The organism is Frigoribacterium sp. Leaf8 (assembly GCF_001421165.1).
Taxonomy (GTDB): Bacteria; Actinomycetota; Actinomycetes; order Actinomycetales; family Microbacteriaceae; genus Frigoribacterium.
Genome location: NZ_LMKB01000005.1, coordinates 879,874 through 898,428 on the forward strand (window position 1 = coordinate 879,874; position 18,555 = coordinate 898,428).

Sequence of the window (18,555 nt, forward strand, 5' to 3'; positions counted from 1 at the left end):
AAGTACGGTCGTAGTCGGCGGAGGCACCGCCCGCGACACCGACCGCCGCACCCGCGACGCCGGTCACCTGGCACGAGAGGCATCATGAGCTCCGACACGCGCGCGCGCACGACGACGTCCGACGGGAAGGAGGCGCGGGTCGACCCACCGGCCGCGCCCCGGTCGCGGTGGGGTCGCCGTCCGCAGCCCGAGGGTCCGCGTGCCACGTTCCGTCAGCTGTTGCCCTACCTGTTCGAGCACAAGAAGGTCATGGCCGTCATCATCGTGCTCAGCGTCCTGGGTGCCGCGGCGTCGCTCGGTCAGCCGTTGCTCGTCCAGCAGGTCATCTCGGCCGTGCAGGAGGGCGTGACGCTCGGTCCCCTCGTCTGGGCCCTGGTCGCGCTGGTCGTCGTGGCCGGGCTGATCAGCGGGTTCCAGCACTACCTGCTGCAGCGCACCGGCGAGGGCGTCGTCCTGTCGAGCCGCCGTCGCCTCGTCGGACGCATGCTCCGGTTGCCCGTCAGCCAGTTCGACACGCGCCGGACGGGCGACCTCGTGTCGCGGGTCGGCTCGGACACCACCCTGCTGCGGGCCGTGCTCACCCAGGGGCTCGTCGAGGCGATCGGTGGCAGCCTCACCTTCGTCGGCGCCCTGGTCGGCATGTTCCTGATCGACCCCGTCCTGCTCGGACTGACCGTGCTCGTCGTCGCCGTCTCGGTCGTCGTCGTCGTGCTGTTGTCCGGACGCATCCGCGTGGCGAGCCGCCAGGCGCAGGAGAAGGTGGGTGACCTCACGGCCGCCGTCGAACGCGCCATCAGCTCGGTCCGCACGATCCGTGCCTCGGGCGCCACCGAACGCGAGATCGTCGCCGTCGAGCGAGACGCCGAGGGCGCCTACCGACGGGGGCTGCAGGTCGCGCGCATCTCGGCCCTGGTCGTGCCGATCTCGTCCGTCGCCCTCCAGGCCTCCTTCCTCGTCGTGCTCGGCGTCGGAGGTTACCGGGTGGCCAGCGGTGCCATCGAGATCGCCTCGCTCATCTCGTTCGTGCTCTTCCTCTTCCTCATGATCATGCCGCTCGGCCAGGCTCTCGGCGCCGTGCTCAGCGTCAACCAGGCCCTGGGGGCGCTCGGACGGATCCAGGAGATCCTCGACCTGCCGAGCGAGACCGACGGCGACGAGCGCCTCGCGGCCGAGGTCGCGACCCGTGAGGCGGGCGCCGGTGGTCTGGAGGCGGACGACGGCATCGCCGTCCGGTTCGACGACGTGCACTTCCGCTACCCCGACTCACCGGTCCCCGCCGGGCCGGCCACGGGGGGCCCGCGGGTCTCCGGCGACCCGGTCCACGTCTCGGGCGAAGGCCCCGCCGACGACGACCTCACGGTGTTGCGAGGCGTGAGCTTCTCGGTGCCCGTCGGCAAGCGCACGGCACTCGTCGGCCCCTCGGGAGCAGGGAAGAGCACGATCCTGTCGCTCATCGAGCGTTTCTACGACCCGACCTCGGGTGCCGTGCGCGTGGGGGGCGCCGACGTGCGCACCCTCGACCGGCGCGACCTGCGGTCCCGCATCGGCTACGTCGAACAGGACGCCCCGGTCCTCGCCGGCACCATCCGCGACAACCTCACCCTGGGTTCGCCCGAGGCGACGGACGACGACTGCCGTCGGGTCCTAGAGGCCGTGAACCTCACCGCCGTCCTCGAACGCGGCGACCAGGGCCTCGACGCCCAGGTCGGCGAGGACGGGGTGATGCTCTCCGGAGGCGAGCGCCAGCGCCTGGCCATCGCCCGCACGCTGCTCAACGCGCCGCCGATCCTTCTGCTCGACGAGTCGACCTCGAGCCTCGACGGCCTCAACGAGCAGCGCCTCCGCGAAGCGATCGACGCGGTGGCCGAGAACCGTACGCTCATCGTCATCGCCCACCGGCTGTCGACCGTGGTCGACTCCGACCAGATCGTCGTCGTCGAGGCCGGGCGGGTGGTCGGTGTGGGCACCCACTCCGAACTGGTGGGGACGACGCCGCTGTACAAGGACCTGGCGAAGCACCAACTCCTCGTCTGAGGCCGGGCTCCGCGCGCGACGGGGCGCGGCCACGACACCGTGCGACGATGGCCCGATGAGCGATGTCGCCCCCGCGGTCCTGACCCACGTCGAGCGCGGGGTCGGTGTCGTCACCCTCAACCGCCCGGAGAAGATCAACGCGGTGACGCTCGAGATGCTCGGGCTCGTCGAGCAGGCGCTCGACGCCTGGGAGGACGATTCGCGGGTCTCGGCGGTGCTGTTGCGGGGCGCCGGGCCACGGGGGTTCTGTGCCGGGGGCGACATCGCGTGGATCCACGCCGCCGCCACGACGGACCCTCGGCGCAGCGTGGACATGTGGCGGCGCGAGTACCGTGGCACGCTGCGTCTGTCGCGCTGGTCGAAGCCGATCGTGTCGCTGCTCGACGGCATCGCGATGGGTGCCGGCATCGGACTCGGCGGTCACGTCACGCTCCGCATCGTCACCGAACGCAGCTCGGTGGGCATGCCGGAGACCCGCATCGGGCTGACACCCGACGCGGGCGGGAGCTTCTTGCTGTCGCGAGCCCCGGGCGAGCTCGGTACCCACCTCGCCCTGACGGGCCGCGCGATGACGGCTGCCGATGCCCTGCACACGGGCTTCGCCGACCTGTTCGTCCCGTCCTCCGAGCTGACTCGAGTCCTGCCGGCACTGGCCGAGGGCGGCCCCGACGCCGTGCGGGCGCTGGGCACGACGGCGGGGCCGTCCGAGCTCGCGGATGCCGCCGGGTGGATCGATCGCGCCTATCGCGGCGACGACGCCGGGACGATCGTGTCCCGCCTGCACGAGCTCGCCGAGGAAGGTCTCGCCGACGCCGGAGCCGTGGTCGACGACCTCGTGGCGGCGTCGCCCACGTCGGTGGTCCTGACCCTCGAAGCCCAGAGGCGGGCGGCCCGACTGCCCGACCTCGAGGCCGTGCTGGGGCAGGAACTCGGCATCGTCACCTCGCTCGCCGCGTCGCCGGATCTCGTCGAGGGCATCCGGGCTCGCGTGATCGACAAGGACCGCCGGCCCCGGTGGTCACCGTCGACCCTCGCCGAGGTCGACGTCGAGGCGACGCTCGCGACGGTCGACTGGTCCACGCGGCTCTGACCGGGTCGAGTCGACTGCCGCCCCGCTCGCCGCCGACGGGCTGCTCGCCGTTCGCCGCGAGCCACCGGCTCAGAGGCGGACCACGCGTCCCTCCCCCGCGGAACGGCGGGCGGCCTCGATGACCTCGAGTGCCCGGACCGCGTCCCAGGGGTCGACCGGGAGGTCGCCGTCGCCTCGGAGCGCCCGGGCCAGTCGGGAGTAGAACTCGGGATAGCGCCCCGGATCGGTCGACTCGTCGCGACGCGTGCCGCCCGTGACGACGACACCACGACGATCGCCCGCGTCGACCCCGTAGGTGGGATCGACCGGCGGCAGTCCGGACGACAGCTGGGCCTCTTGCGGGTCGAGGCCGTGCACCTCGTACGCGCCGGCCGACCCCAGCACCCGGAACCTCGGCCCGGGGAGGGCTGCGACGTGGCTCATCGTGAGCCGCGACCGTCGACCCCCGTCGTGCTCGAGCGACAGATGCACGTCGTCGTCGGCCGAGCCGGTGGGGCGGCGGGTCGCGATCTCGGCATGGACGGACCGGACCGGCCCCAGGAAGCGCATGACCTGGTCGACGAGGTGCGGGCCCAGGTCGAACAGGATGCCGCCACCGTCGGCGGGTGTGGCCCGACGTTTCCAGCCGACGCGGTTCTCGAGCTTCCACGGCTCGAAACGCGACTCGACCGTGTGCACGTCGCCCAGCTCACCCGACCCCGCGAGACGCGTCGCCGTCAGGAAGTCGCCGTCCCACCGCCGGTTCTGGTAGACCGTCAGCGGCCGCCCCAGCGACTCGGCGAGCCCGACGAGCCCGCGGGCGTCGTCGGCCGAGGTCGCCAGCGGCTTGTCGACCACCACGGCGGCCCCGGCTCGCAGGGCACGCACCGCGGTCTCGACGTGGGTGTCGTTCGGGGTGGCCACGACGACCAGGTCGAGTTCACGACGCCAGAGCTCGTCGACGTCTGCGACGACCTCGGTACCGGGATGCGCCGCGACGGCCTGCCCCGCACGGTCGGGGTCGCGCGTGACGACGGCATCGACCTGCCAGGCCGGGTCCGCCGCCAGGAGCGCGCCGTGGAACACCCGTCCTGCGAGCCCGTAGCCCACGATGCCGACGCGCAGCGGCTCGAGGGCGCTCATGCGGCGGCGAACGGGTCGGGGGTGAGCACGTAGACCGTCTCGAGGTACTCGTGGATGCCCTCGGCACCGCCCTCGCGGCCGAGGCCCGACGACTTGACGCCGCCGAACGGGGCCGAGGCGTTCGACACCACGCCGACGTTCAGCCCGAGCATGCCGGTCTGCAGCCGCTCGGCCAGCCGCTGCCCTCTGGCGAGGTCCCGCGTGAAGGCGTAGGCGACGAGCCCGAACTCGGTGTCGTTCGCGAGGCGGACCCCCTCGGCCTCGTCCCGGAACGTCGAGACGGCCAGGACGGGGCCGAAGATCTCGGTCGTCAGGATCTCGCTGCCGGGGGCGACGCCCGACACGACGGTCGGCTCGAAGAACGTGCCCGGACCGTCGACGGGGTGGCCGCCGGTCTCGACCACCGCGCCGTGGGCGACGGCGTCGCGGACCAGGCGGTCGGCCTTGTCGACGGCCCGGTCGTCGATCAACGGGCCCACGGAGACCCCGTCGTCGGTCCCCGCGCCCACCCGGAGTCCTCGCACGCGCTCGACCACCCGGGCGGTGAACTCGTCGGCGACCGACTCGTGCACGATGAACCGGTTGGCGGCAGTGCAGGCCTGGCCCACGTTGCGGAACTTCGCCTGCATCGCGCCCTCGACCGCGGCGTCGAGGTCGGCGTCGTCGAAGACGACGAAGGGCGCGTTGCCCCCGAGTTCCATCGAGGTGCGCAACACCTGCTGGGAGGCCTGCGTCAGCAGCGTCGAACCGACCGGCGTCGACCCCGTGAAGCTGAGCTTCCGGAGGCGCGGGTCACGGATCAGGGGCTCGCACACGTCGTTCGCCGACAGGGTCGTCACGACGTTCACCACCCCGTCGGGAACACCCGCCTCGGCGAGCAGGGCGGCGAAGGCGAGCGTGGTGAGCGGGGTCAGCTCGGCGGGCTTGACGACCACCGTGCAGCCGGCGGCGAGGGCGGGCGCGATCTTGCGGGTCGCCATGGCGAGGGGGAAGTTCCAGGGGGTGATCAGCAGGCAGGGGCCCACCGGGCGGTGCAGCACCGTCGTCCGGCCGGTGCCCTCGGGGTTGGTGCCGTAGCGACCCGAGACGCGCACGGCCTCTTCGGAGAACCAGCGGAGGAACTCGCCGCCGTAGGTGACCTCGCCGAGCGACTCGTCCAGCGGCTTGCCCATCTCGAGCGTCATCAGGAGGGCGAAGTCGTCGCGCCGCTGCATCAGCAGGTCGAAGGCGCTACGCAACACCTCGCTGCGGTGGCGGGGGGACGTGGCCGCCCAGTCCTCTTGCGCGGCGACCGCGGCGTCGAGGGCCCGCAGGCCGTCGGCGGGAGTGGCGTCGGCCACCGCGACCAGGACCTCGCCCGTGGCCGGGTCGACGACGTCGATCGTCTCGCCGGAGGACGACGGGCCCCACGAGCCCCCCACGAAGAGGCCGGTGGGCACGGCCTCGACCACGCGACGACGCTCGGCGGCCGTCACGACCGGGCGGCTCACGCCGGGACCCCGGTCGAGCCGTCGACGACGTCGGACGACGGGACCGTGCGCACGCCGGCCGCGCGCAGCTCGGCCAGGGCGGCCTCGCTCGGAGCCGGGGCCACACCCGCCACGAGGTCGGTCAGCACCGTGACCCCGAGCCCGGCGGTGACGGCGTCGAGGGCCGAGGCCCGGACGCAGTGGTCGGTCGCCAGACCGACGACGTCGACCTCGTCGACGCCCGTCGCGGCGAGGACGTCACCGAACGGTCGCCCGTCGTCGACGAGCCCGTCGAACAACGAATAGGCCGGCCGACCGTCGCCCTTGAGCACGTGGACGTCGACGAGGGCGGTGTCGAGGTCGGGGTGGTAGTCGGCACCGGTCGAACCCTTCACGCAGTGGACCGGCCACGAGTCGACGAAGTCGGGCTCGAGGCTGAAGTGGCCGCCGTTGTCGCCGTCGGCCGCGTGCCAGTCGCGGCTGGCGACGACGAGGTCGTACCGGTCGCGATGGGCGCGGAGGTGGTCGGTGACCGCCTGCGCGACGTGGGCGCCGCCGGTGACCCCGAGCGCGCCTCCTTCGGTGAAGTCGTTCTGGACGTCGATGACGAAGAGTGCTCTGGTCATGCCACCATTCTCGCGCGCCGCACCGACAGCGGCACGCCTCAGCCGTTGGCCAGGTTGTCGCCGCAGTTGTAGACGGCCGTCGTCAGGGTGTCGAGGGCGGCCCGCGCGTCGTCCTGCACGGAGCCGATCGCGTAGAAGGCGAAGGTGAGCTTCGTGCCGTCCGCCGCGTCCACCGTGCCGGCCAGGGTGTAGGCCGTGTCGATCCAGCCGGTCTTGGCGTGCACGGCACCCCGGGCCACGGCGTTCGCGCCCGTGAACCGGGAGGCGAGCGTGCCCGTCTTGCCCGACACCGGCAGCGCGTCGTAGACGACGCCGAGGCCGTGCTCGCGGTTCAGGACCTGGATCATCAGGCGCGCGACGAAGGTCGAGGGCACGGCGTCGTTCTCGCTCAGGCCGGACCCGTCGATGATCGTGAGCGAGGACGTGTCGAGACCATAGGTCGACGAGAGCACGGACTTGTAGAGGGCGGTGAGCGACGCGGCCGACCCGTCGGCACCGGACGCCTTCGACGAGACGCGAGCGAGCATCTCGGCGAGGGTGTTGTCAGAGGTCGGCAGCAGCTGCGAGATCAGGCGGCCGACCGGCTGGGACGACACCTGGGCGATCACGGTGCCGCTCGTGGCGGCGCCCTGGGTCATGGTGGCGGAGTCGGCGCCGACGACGCCCGCGGCGACGAGCGCGGAGCGGAAGGCGTCGCCGGCACGGGCGACGGGGTCGGTGCTGCGCGGACTCGTCTGGGCCGCAGGGTTCGCCCGGTCGCCGTCGACCATGAGCGCGGTGACCTCGGAGTGGTACCCGATGGTCTGCTCGGTGCGCTTCCAGGACGGGTCCCACTTGTCGGAGGGGTTCCAGAAGGTGGCGTCGAGCGTGATCTGCGTGAGGGGCTGCTCGCCGAGCGACGCCTTCACCTGGGTCGCGAGGTCGGCCACCGTGGGGGCCCCGGCGTACACGCTCGAGCCGGTGGCGCTGAGCGTGGCGTCACCGCCGCCGACCAGGGACACGGCACCCGTCCCGGCGTCGCCGGTCACCCGGGTCGTGAGACGCGCGTCGGGCCCGAGGACCGACAGGGCGACCGCGCTCGTCAGGGTCTTCAACACGCTGCCCGTGCGAGCCGGGGTCGAACCGTTGCGGTCGAAGAGGACCTCGCCCGTGGCGGCGTTGACCACGCTGCCCTCGAACTGGGCGAGACGGGCGTCGGACGCGGCCCCGGTGACCGAGCAGGTCCGGAGGCGCGTGGCACCCGGGATCTCGGCGGGAACCGAACGGGCAGGGTCGACCGAGGGGGTCGGGGTCGGGGTCACCGTGACCGCCGGCTCGGGGCTCGACGCGGCGGCCCGTGCCGTCCCGGCGTCGGGCGCGGTGGCGGCCCCGGCGGCCACGGCGCCGCCGCCGAGCAGCGCGAAGGCGAGGACGCCCGCCGTCACGACGACCCCCCGCGGACGCGAGGAGACCCAACGCCGCACCGAGGCGCCCGCCCCCGTGGACCGGGCCGCGTCGCCGGAGCCGACGCCGTCGCCCCCCGTGGTCGACTCGGGACGGTCGTGACGTGGCTCACCCTGATCGCTCATCGAGGACATCATACGGAGCCTCGCGCCCACGTCATCCCTCGGAGGGGTACCGCACGCCGATCTGTCGGCGGACCTCGTCCATGGTGCGCATGACGCCCACGACGTCGGCGGCTGTCAGCAGCGGACTCTCTCGCTCGCCCGCCGCCACGACCCGTTCGAGTTCGAGCGCCTGGTGGTGCATGCCCCTCAGCCCGTTCTCGTCGGCCTCGTAGCGTTCGACCACGGCGTCGTCCTGATCACGCACCGTGAAGCCCCCGGGCGCGTAGAACGTGTCGTCGACGTCGATGCGGCCGGCGGTGCCGAGCAGCGTCGCCGTGTTGCGCCCCGAGATGTCGAGGGCGGCGTACAGCTGGGCCGTCGCACCCGACTCGTGACCGAGCTGGATCGCGACGCGGGCGTCCACGCCCTGGTCGCTCAGCGTGGCGGCGGCCGAGACCGTCGAGGGCGCCCCGAGCAGGTCGTCCGCGAACGACACCGGGTACACCCCGAGGTCGAGCAGGGCCCCGCCGCCGAGGGCCGGGTCGTTGATGCGGTGGTGGGGATCGGTGGGCAGCGACTGGACGTGCACGGCCGTCAGGAGGCGCACCTCGCCGATGACCCCGGAGCGCACGACCTCGCGCAGTCGCGCGCTCTGCGGCGTGTACCGCGTCCACATCGCCTCGAGGACGACCACGCCGGCCTCGCGAGCGGCCGCGTGGACCCGCTCGGCCTCGATGGCGTTCACGGTGAAGGCCTTCTCGACGAGGACGTGCTTGCCGGCAGCGATGGCCAGCAGGGCGTTCTCGGCGTGGAACGGGTGCGGGGTGGCGACGTAGACCACGTCGACCTCGGGGTCGGCGACCAGGTCGTCGTAGCTGCCGTGAGCCCCCGGGACCCCGGCACGGTCGGCGAACTCGCGTGCCTTGGCCAGGTCTCGCGATCCGACGGCGGAGACGGTCGACCCCGCCCCCTGCAGGTCGGACGTGAAGGTGGCGGCGATGCCGCCGGCGCCGAGGATTCCCCATCGAAGTGTCATGCGGACTGTCTACCAGTCACCGCCGACGGGGAGGCCCGCGAGGGTCGAGGCGCCGTCCCGCGGTTCGTTCAGCAGGCGTACCAACGACTGGCCGAACGGACGAAGTCCGGGCTGTCGTCCGGTGCTCCCCCGTGCACGGCGGCGAACCCGACACAGGCGTGCGCGAGGTCTCCGCGGAAGTCCGGTCGGTAGACGGCGTCGCGGTGCGGGGCCGAGGCCCACCACTTGGCGGCGGCGACGTCGCCCGTGGTCGACGTGCCGCCCGCGAGGTTGCCGTCGCAGCCGACCGGGGGCACCCCGTCGCTGCGGACCACCTCGCCCTTGTGCCCCCAAGCGCTCAACGGATCGGGGCTCGGGTCGCCGGCGACCCAGAAGAGGTACTGCTCGAGGCACGCGTCGTACCGCACGTTCGCGGCCGGCAGCAGCCCGAGGCACGCCGCCTGTCGCCGCTCGTCGTACGCCGTCCGGAACGCGTCGAGGTCGGCGGCGGTCGTGCCCGTGGCGCCGCTCGCCGCGTCGGGGGCACCCGTCGCGCCGCTCCCGGCATCGGCGCCGGGCTGCGCGGGCGAGGGGACGGAGGCGCCGGTGGCGTCGTCGACGCACCCCGCGCCTCCTGCGTCCTCGGTCGTGGGGCCCGCCTCGGATGCGGGGTCGCCGCTCGCGAGGACCACCGTCGTCGGTCCGTCGGCCACGCCGGCCGTCGCGAGGGCCGAGGAGTCGCCTCCGGCCCAGACGACGAGGAGGATGCCCGCCAGGACGGCGGCGAGCAGCGCGGTGCAGATCACTCGGAGAGGCATGCGGGCCATCTCCTTCCGGCATCAGGTGGTCGTCGCAGATCGACCGTAGGGCGACGGAACGACGCCCGGGGGCCGTTCGGGGTACAAGTCGACGACGCCCTCACCACTATTGGGGGCGGAGGGACCGGGACCGGGGCCTCGAGAGGCACGCCCTCGGACGAGAACAGCCCCGGGTCGTGGTGACCCGGGGCTGTGGTGGAGCCGCTTATCAGAATCGAACTGATGACCTTCTCATTACGAGTGAGACGCTCTACCGACTGAGCTAAAGCGGCGGGGCCGGCCTCGGCCGGTTGCCCGTGCCTCGCGGCACGATTAGATACTGTACAGGATCAGCGGACCTCACGCGTCACGAGGCGACCGAGCTCGACGAAGCTGGCCTCCATGCGGGCGCGCAGGCTGTACCGCATGTCGCTGAGGTGGTCCACGTCGTCGTCGTCGATCCACTCGGCCCAGGCATGGCGGAGGGTGGCGATGCTGACGAGCGACACCAGGTGCGCGCGGCTGAGCAACGAGGCGTCGACGGCGTCGTCCGCCACCCCCTCGTCGGCCGCCATTCGTTGCGCGACGACGGTCGTCAGTCGCTCCTCGAAGACGCGCGTCGACGCGATGCGACGGGCCAGCAGGTCGGGGTGGGCCCGCAGCACCCGTCGGCGCAGGACGACCAGTTCGCGATCCACCGTGGCCGACTCGACGGCGTGCGTCAGCAGCTGGATCAGGCTCGACAGCACGGGCTCGTCGCGTTGGGCCACGAACCGCTCGAGGTCTCGACCGTCCGGCAGCGCGGGCGGATCACCGACGACGGCTTCTTCCTTGGAGGGGAAGTAGTTGAAGAAGGTGCGCGGCGAGACGTCGGCCCGGCGGCTGACCATGTCGACCGTCACCGCGTCGAGCCCGTGTTCGACGATGAGGTCGAGGACGGCGACCTGGATCGCTCGTCGGGTGGCCAGACGTTTGCGCTCGCGCAGACCGGGGGCGGCGTTCGGGTCGCTCATCAGGCCATCATCGCTCATGCCGCCGGGGAAAGGGGTGGACGCCCCCCCGCCGATCCGGCGCTCGCGCCGGTGCCGCCGGGCCGGTGCCGCCGGCGCCGGTGTCGCCGGCGCGGGTCAGCGGGTGGCGTGACGGCTGACGACCACCAGCATGGCTTCGAGCGCCATGGCCGGCGACACGTTGGCCTCGATGCGGCGGCGGGCCAGGGCGATCGCGTCGAGGACGGCCAGGGTCGCGGCCGGGGTGGAAGCGGTCGCCGCGGCGTCGAGCTGTGCCCGGATGGCCTCGTTGATGGGCTGCTCGTCGACGCCCAGCTGCAGCAGCAGGACGTCGCGGTACAGCGAGAGGAGGTCGACCATGATGCGATCGATCCCGTCGCGGAGGCTCCGGGTCGCTCGGCGTTTCTGGTCGTCCTCGAGGGCGCGCAGTTGGCTCCGCAACGCCGGAGGCACGGTGCCACCCGGCTCGACGCCCAGGGAGCGCAGGGCGCTCGCCCGTTCTTCGGCGTCACGCTCTTCCGTGATCGCCTTGGCGTCGTCGCCCGCCACCGCGAGCAGGGTCGCCGCCGCGATGACGGCGTCCGAGACGCTGCGGATGCCCAGGGCGGTCTCGAGGGTCTGACGACGTCGCGACCTCGCCGAGGAGTCGAGCGCCAGGCGCCGCGCCATGCCGATGTGGCTCTGGGCCTCCCGGGCCGCCACGAGGGCGATCTCCGACTCCACCCCGTCGCGGTCCTCGAGGAGCGCGGCGACGTCGGCCACGGCGGGCATGCGGAGGCGCACGCTGCGGACGCGGGAGCGGATCGTCGGGATGAGGTCGGCCTCGCTCGGGGCGCACAGCAGCCAGACCGTCCGGGGTGGCGGCTCCTCGAGCGCCTTGAGCAGGAGGTTCGAGGTCCGCTCGGTCATGCGGTCGGCGTCCTCGATGACGACCACCCGGTAGCGACCCACCGACGGCGAGAACTGGCTCGCCGCGACCAGGGACCGGACCTCGTCCATCGTGATGATGATGCGTTCCGTGCTGAGGACCGCGAGGTCGGGATGCGACCTCGCGGCGACCTGCCGGAGGGTCGCCTCCTCGTCGGCCGGCTCTCGTGAGAGCAACGCGGCCGCGAAGGCGTAGGCGAGGTTGGAGCGACCCGAGCCGGGCGGGCCGGTGATGAGCCACGAATGGGTCATCGAGGCGTTGCCGGGCTGGGTGGAAGCCGCCGCTGTCAACGCCTCGATGGCGTCGGGCTGACCCGTGAGGTGTTCCCAGAGGGGCATGGTCAGCGTGCGCCCTCGACTCGAGGGCCTACCCCGCCGGTCACTCGGCCGCCGGGGCCTTCGGGGCCGGCGTCTTCGCAGCCGGCGCCTTCTTCGCCGCGGTGGTCGTCTTGGCGGTGGCCGTCTTCGCGGTGGTGGCCTTCTTGGCCGGTGCCTTGGCCGTGGTGGCCTTCTTGGCGGGTGCCTTCTTGGCCGGAGCCTTCTTGGCGGCCGCCTTGGGTTTGGCCGGACCCTTGGCCCGCTTGTCGGCGAGCAGCTGGACGGCGCGGTCGAAGTCGACCTCTTCCACCGTCTCGCCCCGCGGGATGGTCGCGTTCGTCTCGCCGTCGGTGACGTACGGGCCGAACCGGCCGTCCTTCACCTTGATGGGCTTGCCGCTCACGGGATCGGCCTCGAACTCCTTCAGGGCGCTGCTGGCCTTGCGGGCACCGTACTTCGGCTGGGCGTAGAGCTCGAGCGCCCCGGGCAGGTCGATCTCGAAGATCTGGTCCTCGCTCGTCAACGACCGGGTGTCGGTGCCCTTCTTGAGGTAGGGGCCGTAGCGCCCGTTCTGCGCCTGGATCTCGACGCCGCTCTCGGGGTCGGTGCCGACGGTCCGGGGCAGGTCGAGCAGCCGCAGCGCCGTGTCGAGGTCGACCGTGTCGACGCCCATGCTCTTGAAGAGCGACGCCGTGCGTTCTTTCGGAGCGGCGGTCTTCTTGGCGGGGGCCTTCTTCGCCGGAGCCTTCTTGGCCCCGGTCGTGGTCGCGGCGGCGGCGGCGGACGACGGCTCGGTCACCTCTCCCGTCGCCGGGTCGGCCGTGATCTCGTCGGTCGCCGACTCGGGGGTCCGTTCGGTCACGTACGGGCCGAAGCGGCCGTCCTTCGCGATGACCTCCTTGCCCGTCTCGGGGTTCAGACCCAGTACGCGGTCGCCGACGACGGGGGCGTCGATGAGCTCGCGTGCCTTCTCGGCCGTCAACTCGTCGGGAGCGAGGTCCTCGGGCACGTTGACCCGACGGGGCGTCTCGGGGTCGTCGCCCGGCGCCTCGAGGTAGGGGCCGTAGCGACCGATGCGCAGGGTCACGCCGTCGGCGAGCACGATGGAGTTGATGTCGCGCGCGTCGATCTCGCCCAGGTTGTCGATGACCTTGCGGAGACCACGGTGCGACTCGTTGCCGAAGTAGAAGCCGTTCAACCAGTCCACGCGGTCGGCGTCACCACCGGCGATGAGGTCGAGGTCGTCCTCCATGCTGGCCGTGAAGTCGTACTCGACCAGGTCGGCGAAGTAGTCCTCGAGCAGACGGACCACCGAGAAGGCGATCCAGTTCGGGACGAGGGCCGTTCCGCGAGGGGTGACGTAGCCACGGTCGACGATGGTCGACATGATGGCGGCGTAGGTCGAGGGGCGTCCGATGCCGAGCTCTTCCAGGGTCTTGACGAGGCTCGCCTCGGTGTAGCGCGGCGGTGCCGACGTGTCGTGGCCCTTCGCCTCGACCTCGTCGAGGCCGAGCGCCTGACCGGCGGTCAGCGGGGGCAGCTTGGCCTCGGCCGGCTCGGCTGCTCCGTGGCGGTCCTCGTCACGCCCCTCTTCGTAGGCGTTGAGGAACCCGCGGAAGGTGATCACCGTGCCGGACGCGGCGAACTCGGCGAGCGTCCCGGCGGCGGCGCGGGGCGCGATGCCCTCGACGAGCCCCGAGGTCGTCGCCGAGACGACGACCGAGGCGGTCGAGCCCTTGGCGTCCGCCATCTGCGAGGCGACCGTGCGCTTCCAGATGAGGTCGTAGAGCTTCCAGTCGTTGCCCCGCAGGACGTTCTGCATCTCGGACGGCGTCTTGAAGGTGTCGCCCGACGGACGGATGGCCTCGTGCGCCTCCTGGGCGTTCTTGCTCTTGCCCGTGTACAGCCGGGGCTTGTCGGGGACGGTGTCGGACCCGTAGAGCTTGGCCGCCTGGCTGCGCGCCGCACCGATCGCCTGCTGCGACAGCGCCGGCGAGTCGGTGCGCATGTAGGTGATGTGGCCGTTCTCGTAGAGCGACTGCGCGACGCTCATGGTCTGTCGGGCCGAGAAGCGCAGTTTGCGCGCTGCCTCCTGTTGGAGGGTCGACGTCGTGAAGGGAGCCGCCGGTCGGCGGGTGTAGGGCTTCGAGTCCACCGAGCCGACGACGATCTCGACGTCCGACGAACCCAGCGCCTCGGCGAGCGCCCGCGAGGCCGCCTCGTCGAGCGCGACGGCATCGTTCTTCAAGCGGCCCCGGTCGTCGAAGTCGCGCCCCGCGGCCACGCGTCCTCCGTTGACGCGGACGAGGCGTGACCCGAAGGCGACCTTCGACTCCCCCTCGGCCGCGACGGGCTCGAAGGTCGCGGTGAGGTCCCAGTAGGAGGCGGAGACGAAGGCGAGGCGTTCACGCTCGCGGTCGACGACGAGACGGGTCGCCGCCGACTGTACGCGCCCGGCCGAGAGACCGGGGCCGACCTTGCGCCACAGCACGGGCGAGACCTCGTAGCCGTAGAGGCGGTCGAGGATGCGACGGGTCTCTTGCGCATCGACCAGGGCGGTGTCGAGGTCGCGGGTGTTCTCCTGCGCCTTCTGGATGGCGTCCTTCGTGATCTCGTGGAAGACCATGCGCTTGACCGGCACCTTGGGCTTGAGCTCTTGCAGGAGGTGCCACGCGATGGCCTCGCCCTCGCGGTCCTCGTCTGTCGCGAGGTAGAGCTCGTCGGCGTTCTTCAGCGCGCGCTTGAGGTCGGAGACCGTCTTCTTCTTGGCGTCCGAGACGACGTAGTAGGGCTCGAAGCCGTTCTCGACGTCGACGGAGAACTTGCCCATCGACCCCTTCTTCAGCTCGGCCGGGAGGTTCTTGGGCTCGACGAGGTCGCGGATGTGACCGACGGAGGCCAGCACCTCGTATCCGTCGCCGAGGTACTGCCCGATCGTCTTGGCCTTGGCGGGCGACTCGACGATGACCAGTTTCTTCGTGCCTGGCACGGGACTCCTTGGGTGGTGGTGCGGCGACCCGGTCCGACGGACCGGGCGAGGGGCTGCAGGGCGAGGACGGGGTGCTCGATCGCTCCCACCGACCCCGAGGAACGTCGGGAGCCGTGCAGCCGACAGCCACACCATACACACCCGACGCCCGGGCCCCCTTCACGGGCCGCCGCCCCGGGACGGGGCCGTCGCGGGCGGCGGACCGGCGGTCGCCCGGGCCCCGACGTCGAGGGGACCGAAGGTCGTCGAGACCTCCACCGTGACCTCCGCACCCGCGACGACGCAGGCCGAGAGAGAGACGCCGTTCGCCTCGGCGGTCGCGGCGGCGCGGTCGCAGGCGGCACCGACGACGGCCCCCGACAGGGCGTCGGCTGCGGCGAGCGCCGACGCGTCGGCCGCCCCGGCCGTGCGCGACCGGACCGCGAGGGCCGAGTGCGATCCGACGAGAGCGACGGCGAGGACGGTGATCGTCACGAGCCCGCCGGCCGCCAGCACGCTCGAGCTGCCGCGGTCGCTCCCGAGGAGCTGGCGGAGGGTCATCCCCCGGCCCGCGGTGCGCAGCTGCGGGAGGCCAACGCGACCTCGCCGACGAGACCGAGCCGTACCTGCCGGCGGAGGTCGACGCAGACGAGGTCGGCGGTGACGAACTCGGACACCGCCGCGCCCGGCGCGAGCCGGGCGACGGTCGAGCCCACCGAACCACGGTCGCCCCGGGCGGTCTGCCGGGCGACCACGGCGGCGGCGTCGGCGAGGCGGACCGACTGCGAGGTCACGCCCAGGCTCGCCGCGACGAACGAGACGACCAGGATCAGGGCGGGCATCGTCATCGCGAACTCGACCGTCGCGCTTCCCCTCTCGTCGTCCACTCGACGGAGGAGACGGACGAGGCGCGCACGGACCCCGGTCGTCACGGCGATCACCCGACCGACAGGGCGGACCGGACCAGGTCGGAGAGGATGCTCCGGACCTCGTCCGACCTCATGATCGTGACGAGCAGGCCGGCGAAGCCCACCGCGGCCATGATCACGATGGCGTACTCGGCCGTGGCGGCACCGTCGTCGGCCCGGGCGACGCGACGCGCGACCGAGGCGAGGCGGCCGAACGGGGCGAGGCGGCCGGCCGGGGAGGCACGGCGAGCTGGGGACGGAGGGCCTGACGTGGGGACGGCGGGCGACGGGGTCTCGGCAACGGTCATGATGTTCCTCTCGTGGGTGTCGGCACCTCATCGGTGACGTTCCGAGCCTGGCGGCATTCCGCGGACGGCTCGCAGACGTCGCACCGTGCTGGGGACGACCGATCACCAGGAACCCGCTGTGGACGACACGAGCGAGACGACCAGCGGCACGACCCCGATGACCAGGAACGCCGGCAGGATGCACACGCCGAGCGGCAGCATCAGGGTGACGCCGAGGCGGCCCGCGGCGGCCTGGGCGGCCGTCCGGGCCTCCAGCCGCAGCTCGCGGGCCTCGGACCGCAGGAGCAGCCCCGCCGGTGCCCCCGCACGACGGGACAGGTCGAGGACCGCCTCGCACCGACGCCGCTCGACCCGGTCGGCGGACTCGCCGACCGGGCCCGCGCCTCCTGGTGGCTCGGTGACAGCGGCCTCGATCCCGCACGAGACGATCGCCTCGTCGACGGTGGCGAGGCCCGCCGACCACGAGGCTCCCCCGGACAACGCCACGGCGAGGAGTTCGGGGCGCAGGCCCGGCACCCTCGACGACGGGAGGGCGCCGCGCACGAGTCGGGCGTTCCACCGACGGGCGACCATCACGAGTCCTCCGGCGACGCCGACGCACGCCCAACCGATCGGGGTGCCGACGAGCACCGCACCGGTGTCGAAGCCCAGCCCCAGGGAGAAGAGGAGGCCCACCGGCGGGAGGGCGAGGACCACGTTCGCGGTCGCCCGTGGCCCGCTCAGGGCGACCTGGACGTCACGGCGCGCCTCGTCGGCCGCCCGGAGGGCCGACACGAGGGAGTGGAGGCAATCGGCCATCGGGGCCCCGCTCGTCTCGGCCACGCGCCAGGCGCAGGCGACCTGCCTCCAGGTGCGGTCGTGCCCGTCGGGGTCCTGGGCGCCCTCGAAGGGGCGGGTGTCGAGCCAGGACACGAGGCTCGTCGACACCGCGACGCCGTCGCCGCCGTCGAGCGCGACCGCCTCGGCGAGCCGTCGGATCGCGCCCGGGGGTTCGACCGCGCCGACGTGGCCCCAGGCCCTCGCGGGCGCGACCCCTGCACCGATGAGGACGGCGAGGCGTTCGACCAGGACGGCGGCCGGCGTGAGTCGTGACCGCCGCGTCCTCCGGCGCCCGGGGCCCCGGCCCCCGGGACGACGGCCCGGACCACCGGTCACCCCCGTGACCCCGTCCGCGCGACCAGGCGCCCCTCGGGCGTCACCGCGAGATGGCCGATCTCGGCGAGCCTCCGACGACCGCCGCGTCGCTCGAGGTGGAACACGGCGTCGATCGCGCTGACGGCCTGCCGGGCGAGTGCGTCCACCCCGAGCCCGGCGAGTGCTCCGAGCGCCTCGAGTCGTGCGGGGACGTCGTCCAGACCGTTGGCGTGGACCGTGCCCGCGCCTCCGTCGTGCCCGGTGTTCAGGGCCGAGAGGAGGTCGCGGATCTCCGGCCCGCGGACCTCACCCACGACGAGACGGTCGGGTCGCATCCGCAGCGCCTCGCGGACGAGACGGGACAGGTCGACTCCACCCGCTCCCTCGAGATTGGGCTGCCGCGTCTCGAGCGCCACGACGTGTGGATGGCGTGGCCGCAACTCGGCGACGTCCTCGATGGTCACGATGCGGTCGGAGACGGGAGCCTCGGACAACAGTGCGGCGAGGAACGTGGTCTTCCCGGCCCCGCCCGACCCGCTGACCAGGACGTTGGCACGGCGCTCCACGCAGCCGGTCACCGCCTCGAGGGCCCCCGCGGGGAAGAACCCCCGACGATCGAGGTCGAGGAGCGACATCGACTCGACCCGGGGCACCCGGATCGAGATCGCCGTCCCCGCGACCGCCAGCGGAGGCAGGACGACGTGGACCCGGAGACCGTCACCCAGGCGCACGTCGACGCACGGACTCGATTCGTCGACGTGGCGTCCCCCGAGCGAGACCAGGCGCACCGCGACCTGCCGAGCCGAGGCCTCGGAGAGATGGACGCTCGTCTCGGGCTCGGCCCCGTCGCCGCGATCGACCCAGACGCCCACGCCGCCGGTCACGAAGACGTCGGTGACGGCCGGATCGTCGAGGAGGCGCCCCAGGGGCCCGAATGCGGAACGCTCGGGTCGCGCAAGGCGTCCTTGTACCCCGAATCGAGCGTCTGTACCCCGGTCCATGCCGAGCGCCGGAACGGGAGGCAGGGTGAAGCGGGACGGAGGGTGACGGAGGGTGAGGGACGGGTGACCGGCGGTGTCGAGCTGAGGCGCGGAGAACATGGTCCCGACCGTAGGGAGCGCCCGGGCGGCACAGACAGATCGGTAGAGCACCGTGGGGACGGATCGTCGATGAACGCCCTTGGGGACGAGCCGTCCATCCACCCGGGCGACCGCCGGGTTAAAAGAGAGGGGCGGCACCGGTTGGGGGGAACCGGTGCCGCCACGTGCGCCGGGCGATTGGG

At 72.8% G+C, this 18,555-nt stretch carries 16 protein-coding genes and 1 tRNA gene; 2 read left to right on the top strand and 15 right to left on the bottom strand.

What is annotated here, in order from left to right:
* Positions 1-84: 84 nt before the first annotated feature.
* Together ASL10_RS08795 and ASL10_RS08800 are read left to right on the top strand one after the other, a co-directional pair.
* Positions 85-2,034, top strand: coding sequence for an ABC transporter ATP-binding protein (locus ASL10_RS08795; RefSeq protein WP_056046435.1), 1,950 nt, complete (start codon positions 85-87; stop codon positions 2,032-2,034).
* A gap of 55 nt (positions 2,035-2,089) precedes the next feature.
* Entirely contained in the window at positions 2,090-3,124 is a 1,035-nt protein-coding gene (locus tag ASL10_RS08800; protein ID WP_056046437.1) for an enoyl-CoA hydratase/isomerase family protein, read from the top strand.
* 69 nt (positions 3,125-3,193) lie between these two features.
* Here the strand turns inward: ASL10_RS08800 and ASL10_RS08805 are convergent, their stop codons facing one another.
* The 15 genes from ASL10_RS08805 to ASL10_RS08875 form a co-directional block, all read right to left on the bottom strand.
* Positions 3,194-4,246, bottom strand: a complete 1,053-nt coding sequence (locus ASL10_RS08805) for a Gfo/Idh/MocA family oxidoreductase (RefSeq protein WP_056046439.1) — start codon at positions 4,244-4,246, stop codon at positions 3,194-3,196.
* Positions 4,243-5,736, bottom strand: coding sequence for an NAD-dependent succinate-semialdehyde dehydrogenase (locus ASL10_RS08810; protein ID WP_369794387.1), 1,494 nt, complete (start codon positions 5,734-5,736; stop codon positions 4,243-4,245). Before ASL10_RS08810 ends, ASL10_RS08805 begins: the two co-directional genes overlap by 4 nt.
* The gene (locus ASL10_RS08815; RefSeq protein WP_056046441.1) at positions 5,733-6,341 is read right to left on the bottom strand and encodes an isochorismatase family protein; all 609 of its coding nucleotides are present in this window, start codon (positions 6,339-6,341) and stop codon (positions 5,733-5,735) included. The genes ASL10_RS08810 and ASL10_RS08815 overlap by 4 nt, the downstream gene beginning before the upstream one ends.
* Before the next feature lie 38 nt (positions 6,342-6,379).
* A complete protein-coding gene (gene dacB, locus ASL10_RS08820; RefSeq protein ID WP_082460420.1) occupies positions 6,380-7,909 on the bottom strand; it encodes a D-alanyl-D-alanine carboxypeptidase/D-alanyl-D-alanine-endopeptidase in 1,530 nt (509 codons plus the stop codon).
* A 31-nt stretch (positions 7,910-7,940) separates the two neighbouring features.
* Positions 7,941-8,924 (bottom strand): Gfo/Idh/MocA family protein, encoded by a 984-nt coding sequence (locus ASL10_RS08825; protein WP_056046444.1) that lies wholly within the window; start codon positions 8,922-8,924, stop codon positions 7,941-7,943.
* Positions 8,925-8,992: 68 nt separating this feature from the next.
* Positions 8,993-9,721: a hypothetical protein gene (locus tag ASL10_RS08830; protein WP_157485346.1), complete on the bottom strand. Its 729-nt coding sequence runs from the start codon at positions 9,719-9,721 to the stop codon at positions 8,993-8,995.
* Between the two features lie 196 nt (positions 9,722-9,917).
* Positions 9,918-9,993 (bottom strand) — tRNA-Thr (locus ASL10_RS08835).
* 57 nt (positions 9,994-10,050) lie between these two features.
* A complete protein-coding gene (locus tag ASL10_RS08840) occupies positions 10,051-10,713 on the bottom strand; it encodes a TetR/AcrR family transcriptional regulator (RefSeq protein WP_055971509.1) in 663 nt (220 codons plus the stop codon).
* Positions 10,714-10,827: 114 nt separating this feature from the next.
* A complete protein-coding gene (locus ASL10_RS08845; RefSeq protein WP_056046448.1) occupies positions 10,828-11,976 on the bottom strand; it encodes a DNA polymerase III subunit delta' in 1,149 nt (382 codons plus the stop codon).
* A gap of 40 nt (positions 11,977-12,016) precedes the next feature.
* On the bottom strand, positions 12,017-14,944 hold the full coding sequence (gene topA, locus ASL10_RS08850) for a type I DNA topoisomerase (protein WP_056046450.1): 2,928 nt from the start codon (positions 14,942-14,944) through the stop codon (positions 12,017-12,019).
* Positions 14,945-15,103: 159 nt separating this feature from the next.
* Positions 15,104-15,484, bottom strand: coding sequence for an Rv3654c family TadE-like protein (locus ASL10_RS08855; protein ID WP_082460301.1), 381 nt, complete (start codon positions 15,482-15,484; stop codon positions 15,104-15,106).
* Positions 15,481-15,855 (bottom strand): TadE family type IV pilus minor pilin, encoded by a 375-nt coding sequence (locus ASL10_RS08860; protein WP_200922581.1) that lies wholly within the window; start codon positions 15,853-15,855, stop codon positions 15,481-15,483. The genes ASL10_RS08855 and ASL10_RS08860 overlap by 4 nt, the downstream gene beginning before the upstream one ends.
* Positions 15,856-15,860: 5 nt before the next feature.
* On the bottom strand, positions 15,861-16,139 hold the full coding sequence (locus tag ASL10_RS08865; protein ID WP_056046454.1) for a DUF4244 domain-containing protein: 279 nt from the start codon (positions 16,137-16,139) through the stop codon (positions 15,861-15,863).
* A 102-nt stretch (positions 16,140-16,241) separates the two neighbouring features.
* Positions 16,242-17,294, bottom strand: a complete 1,053-nt coding sequence (locus tag ASL10_RS08870; RefSeq protein ID WP_056046455.1) for a type II secretion system F family protein — start codon at positions 17,292-17,294, stop codon at positions 16,242-16,244.
* Positions 17,291-18,373, bottom strand: coding sequence for a TadA family conjugal transfer-associated ATPase (locus tag ASL10_RS08875; RefSeq protein ID WP_082460302.1), 1,083 nt, complete (start codon positions 18,371-18,373; stop codon positions 17,291-17,293). Before ASL10_RS08875 ends, ASL10_RS08870 begins: the two co-directional genes overlap by 4 nt.
* Between the last annotated feature and the right edge of the window lie 182 nt (positions 18,374-18,555).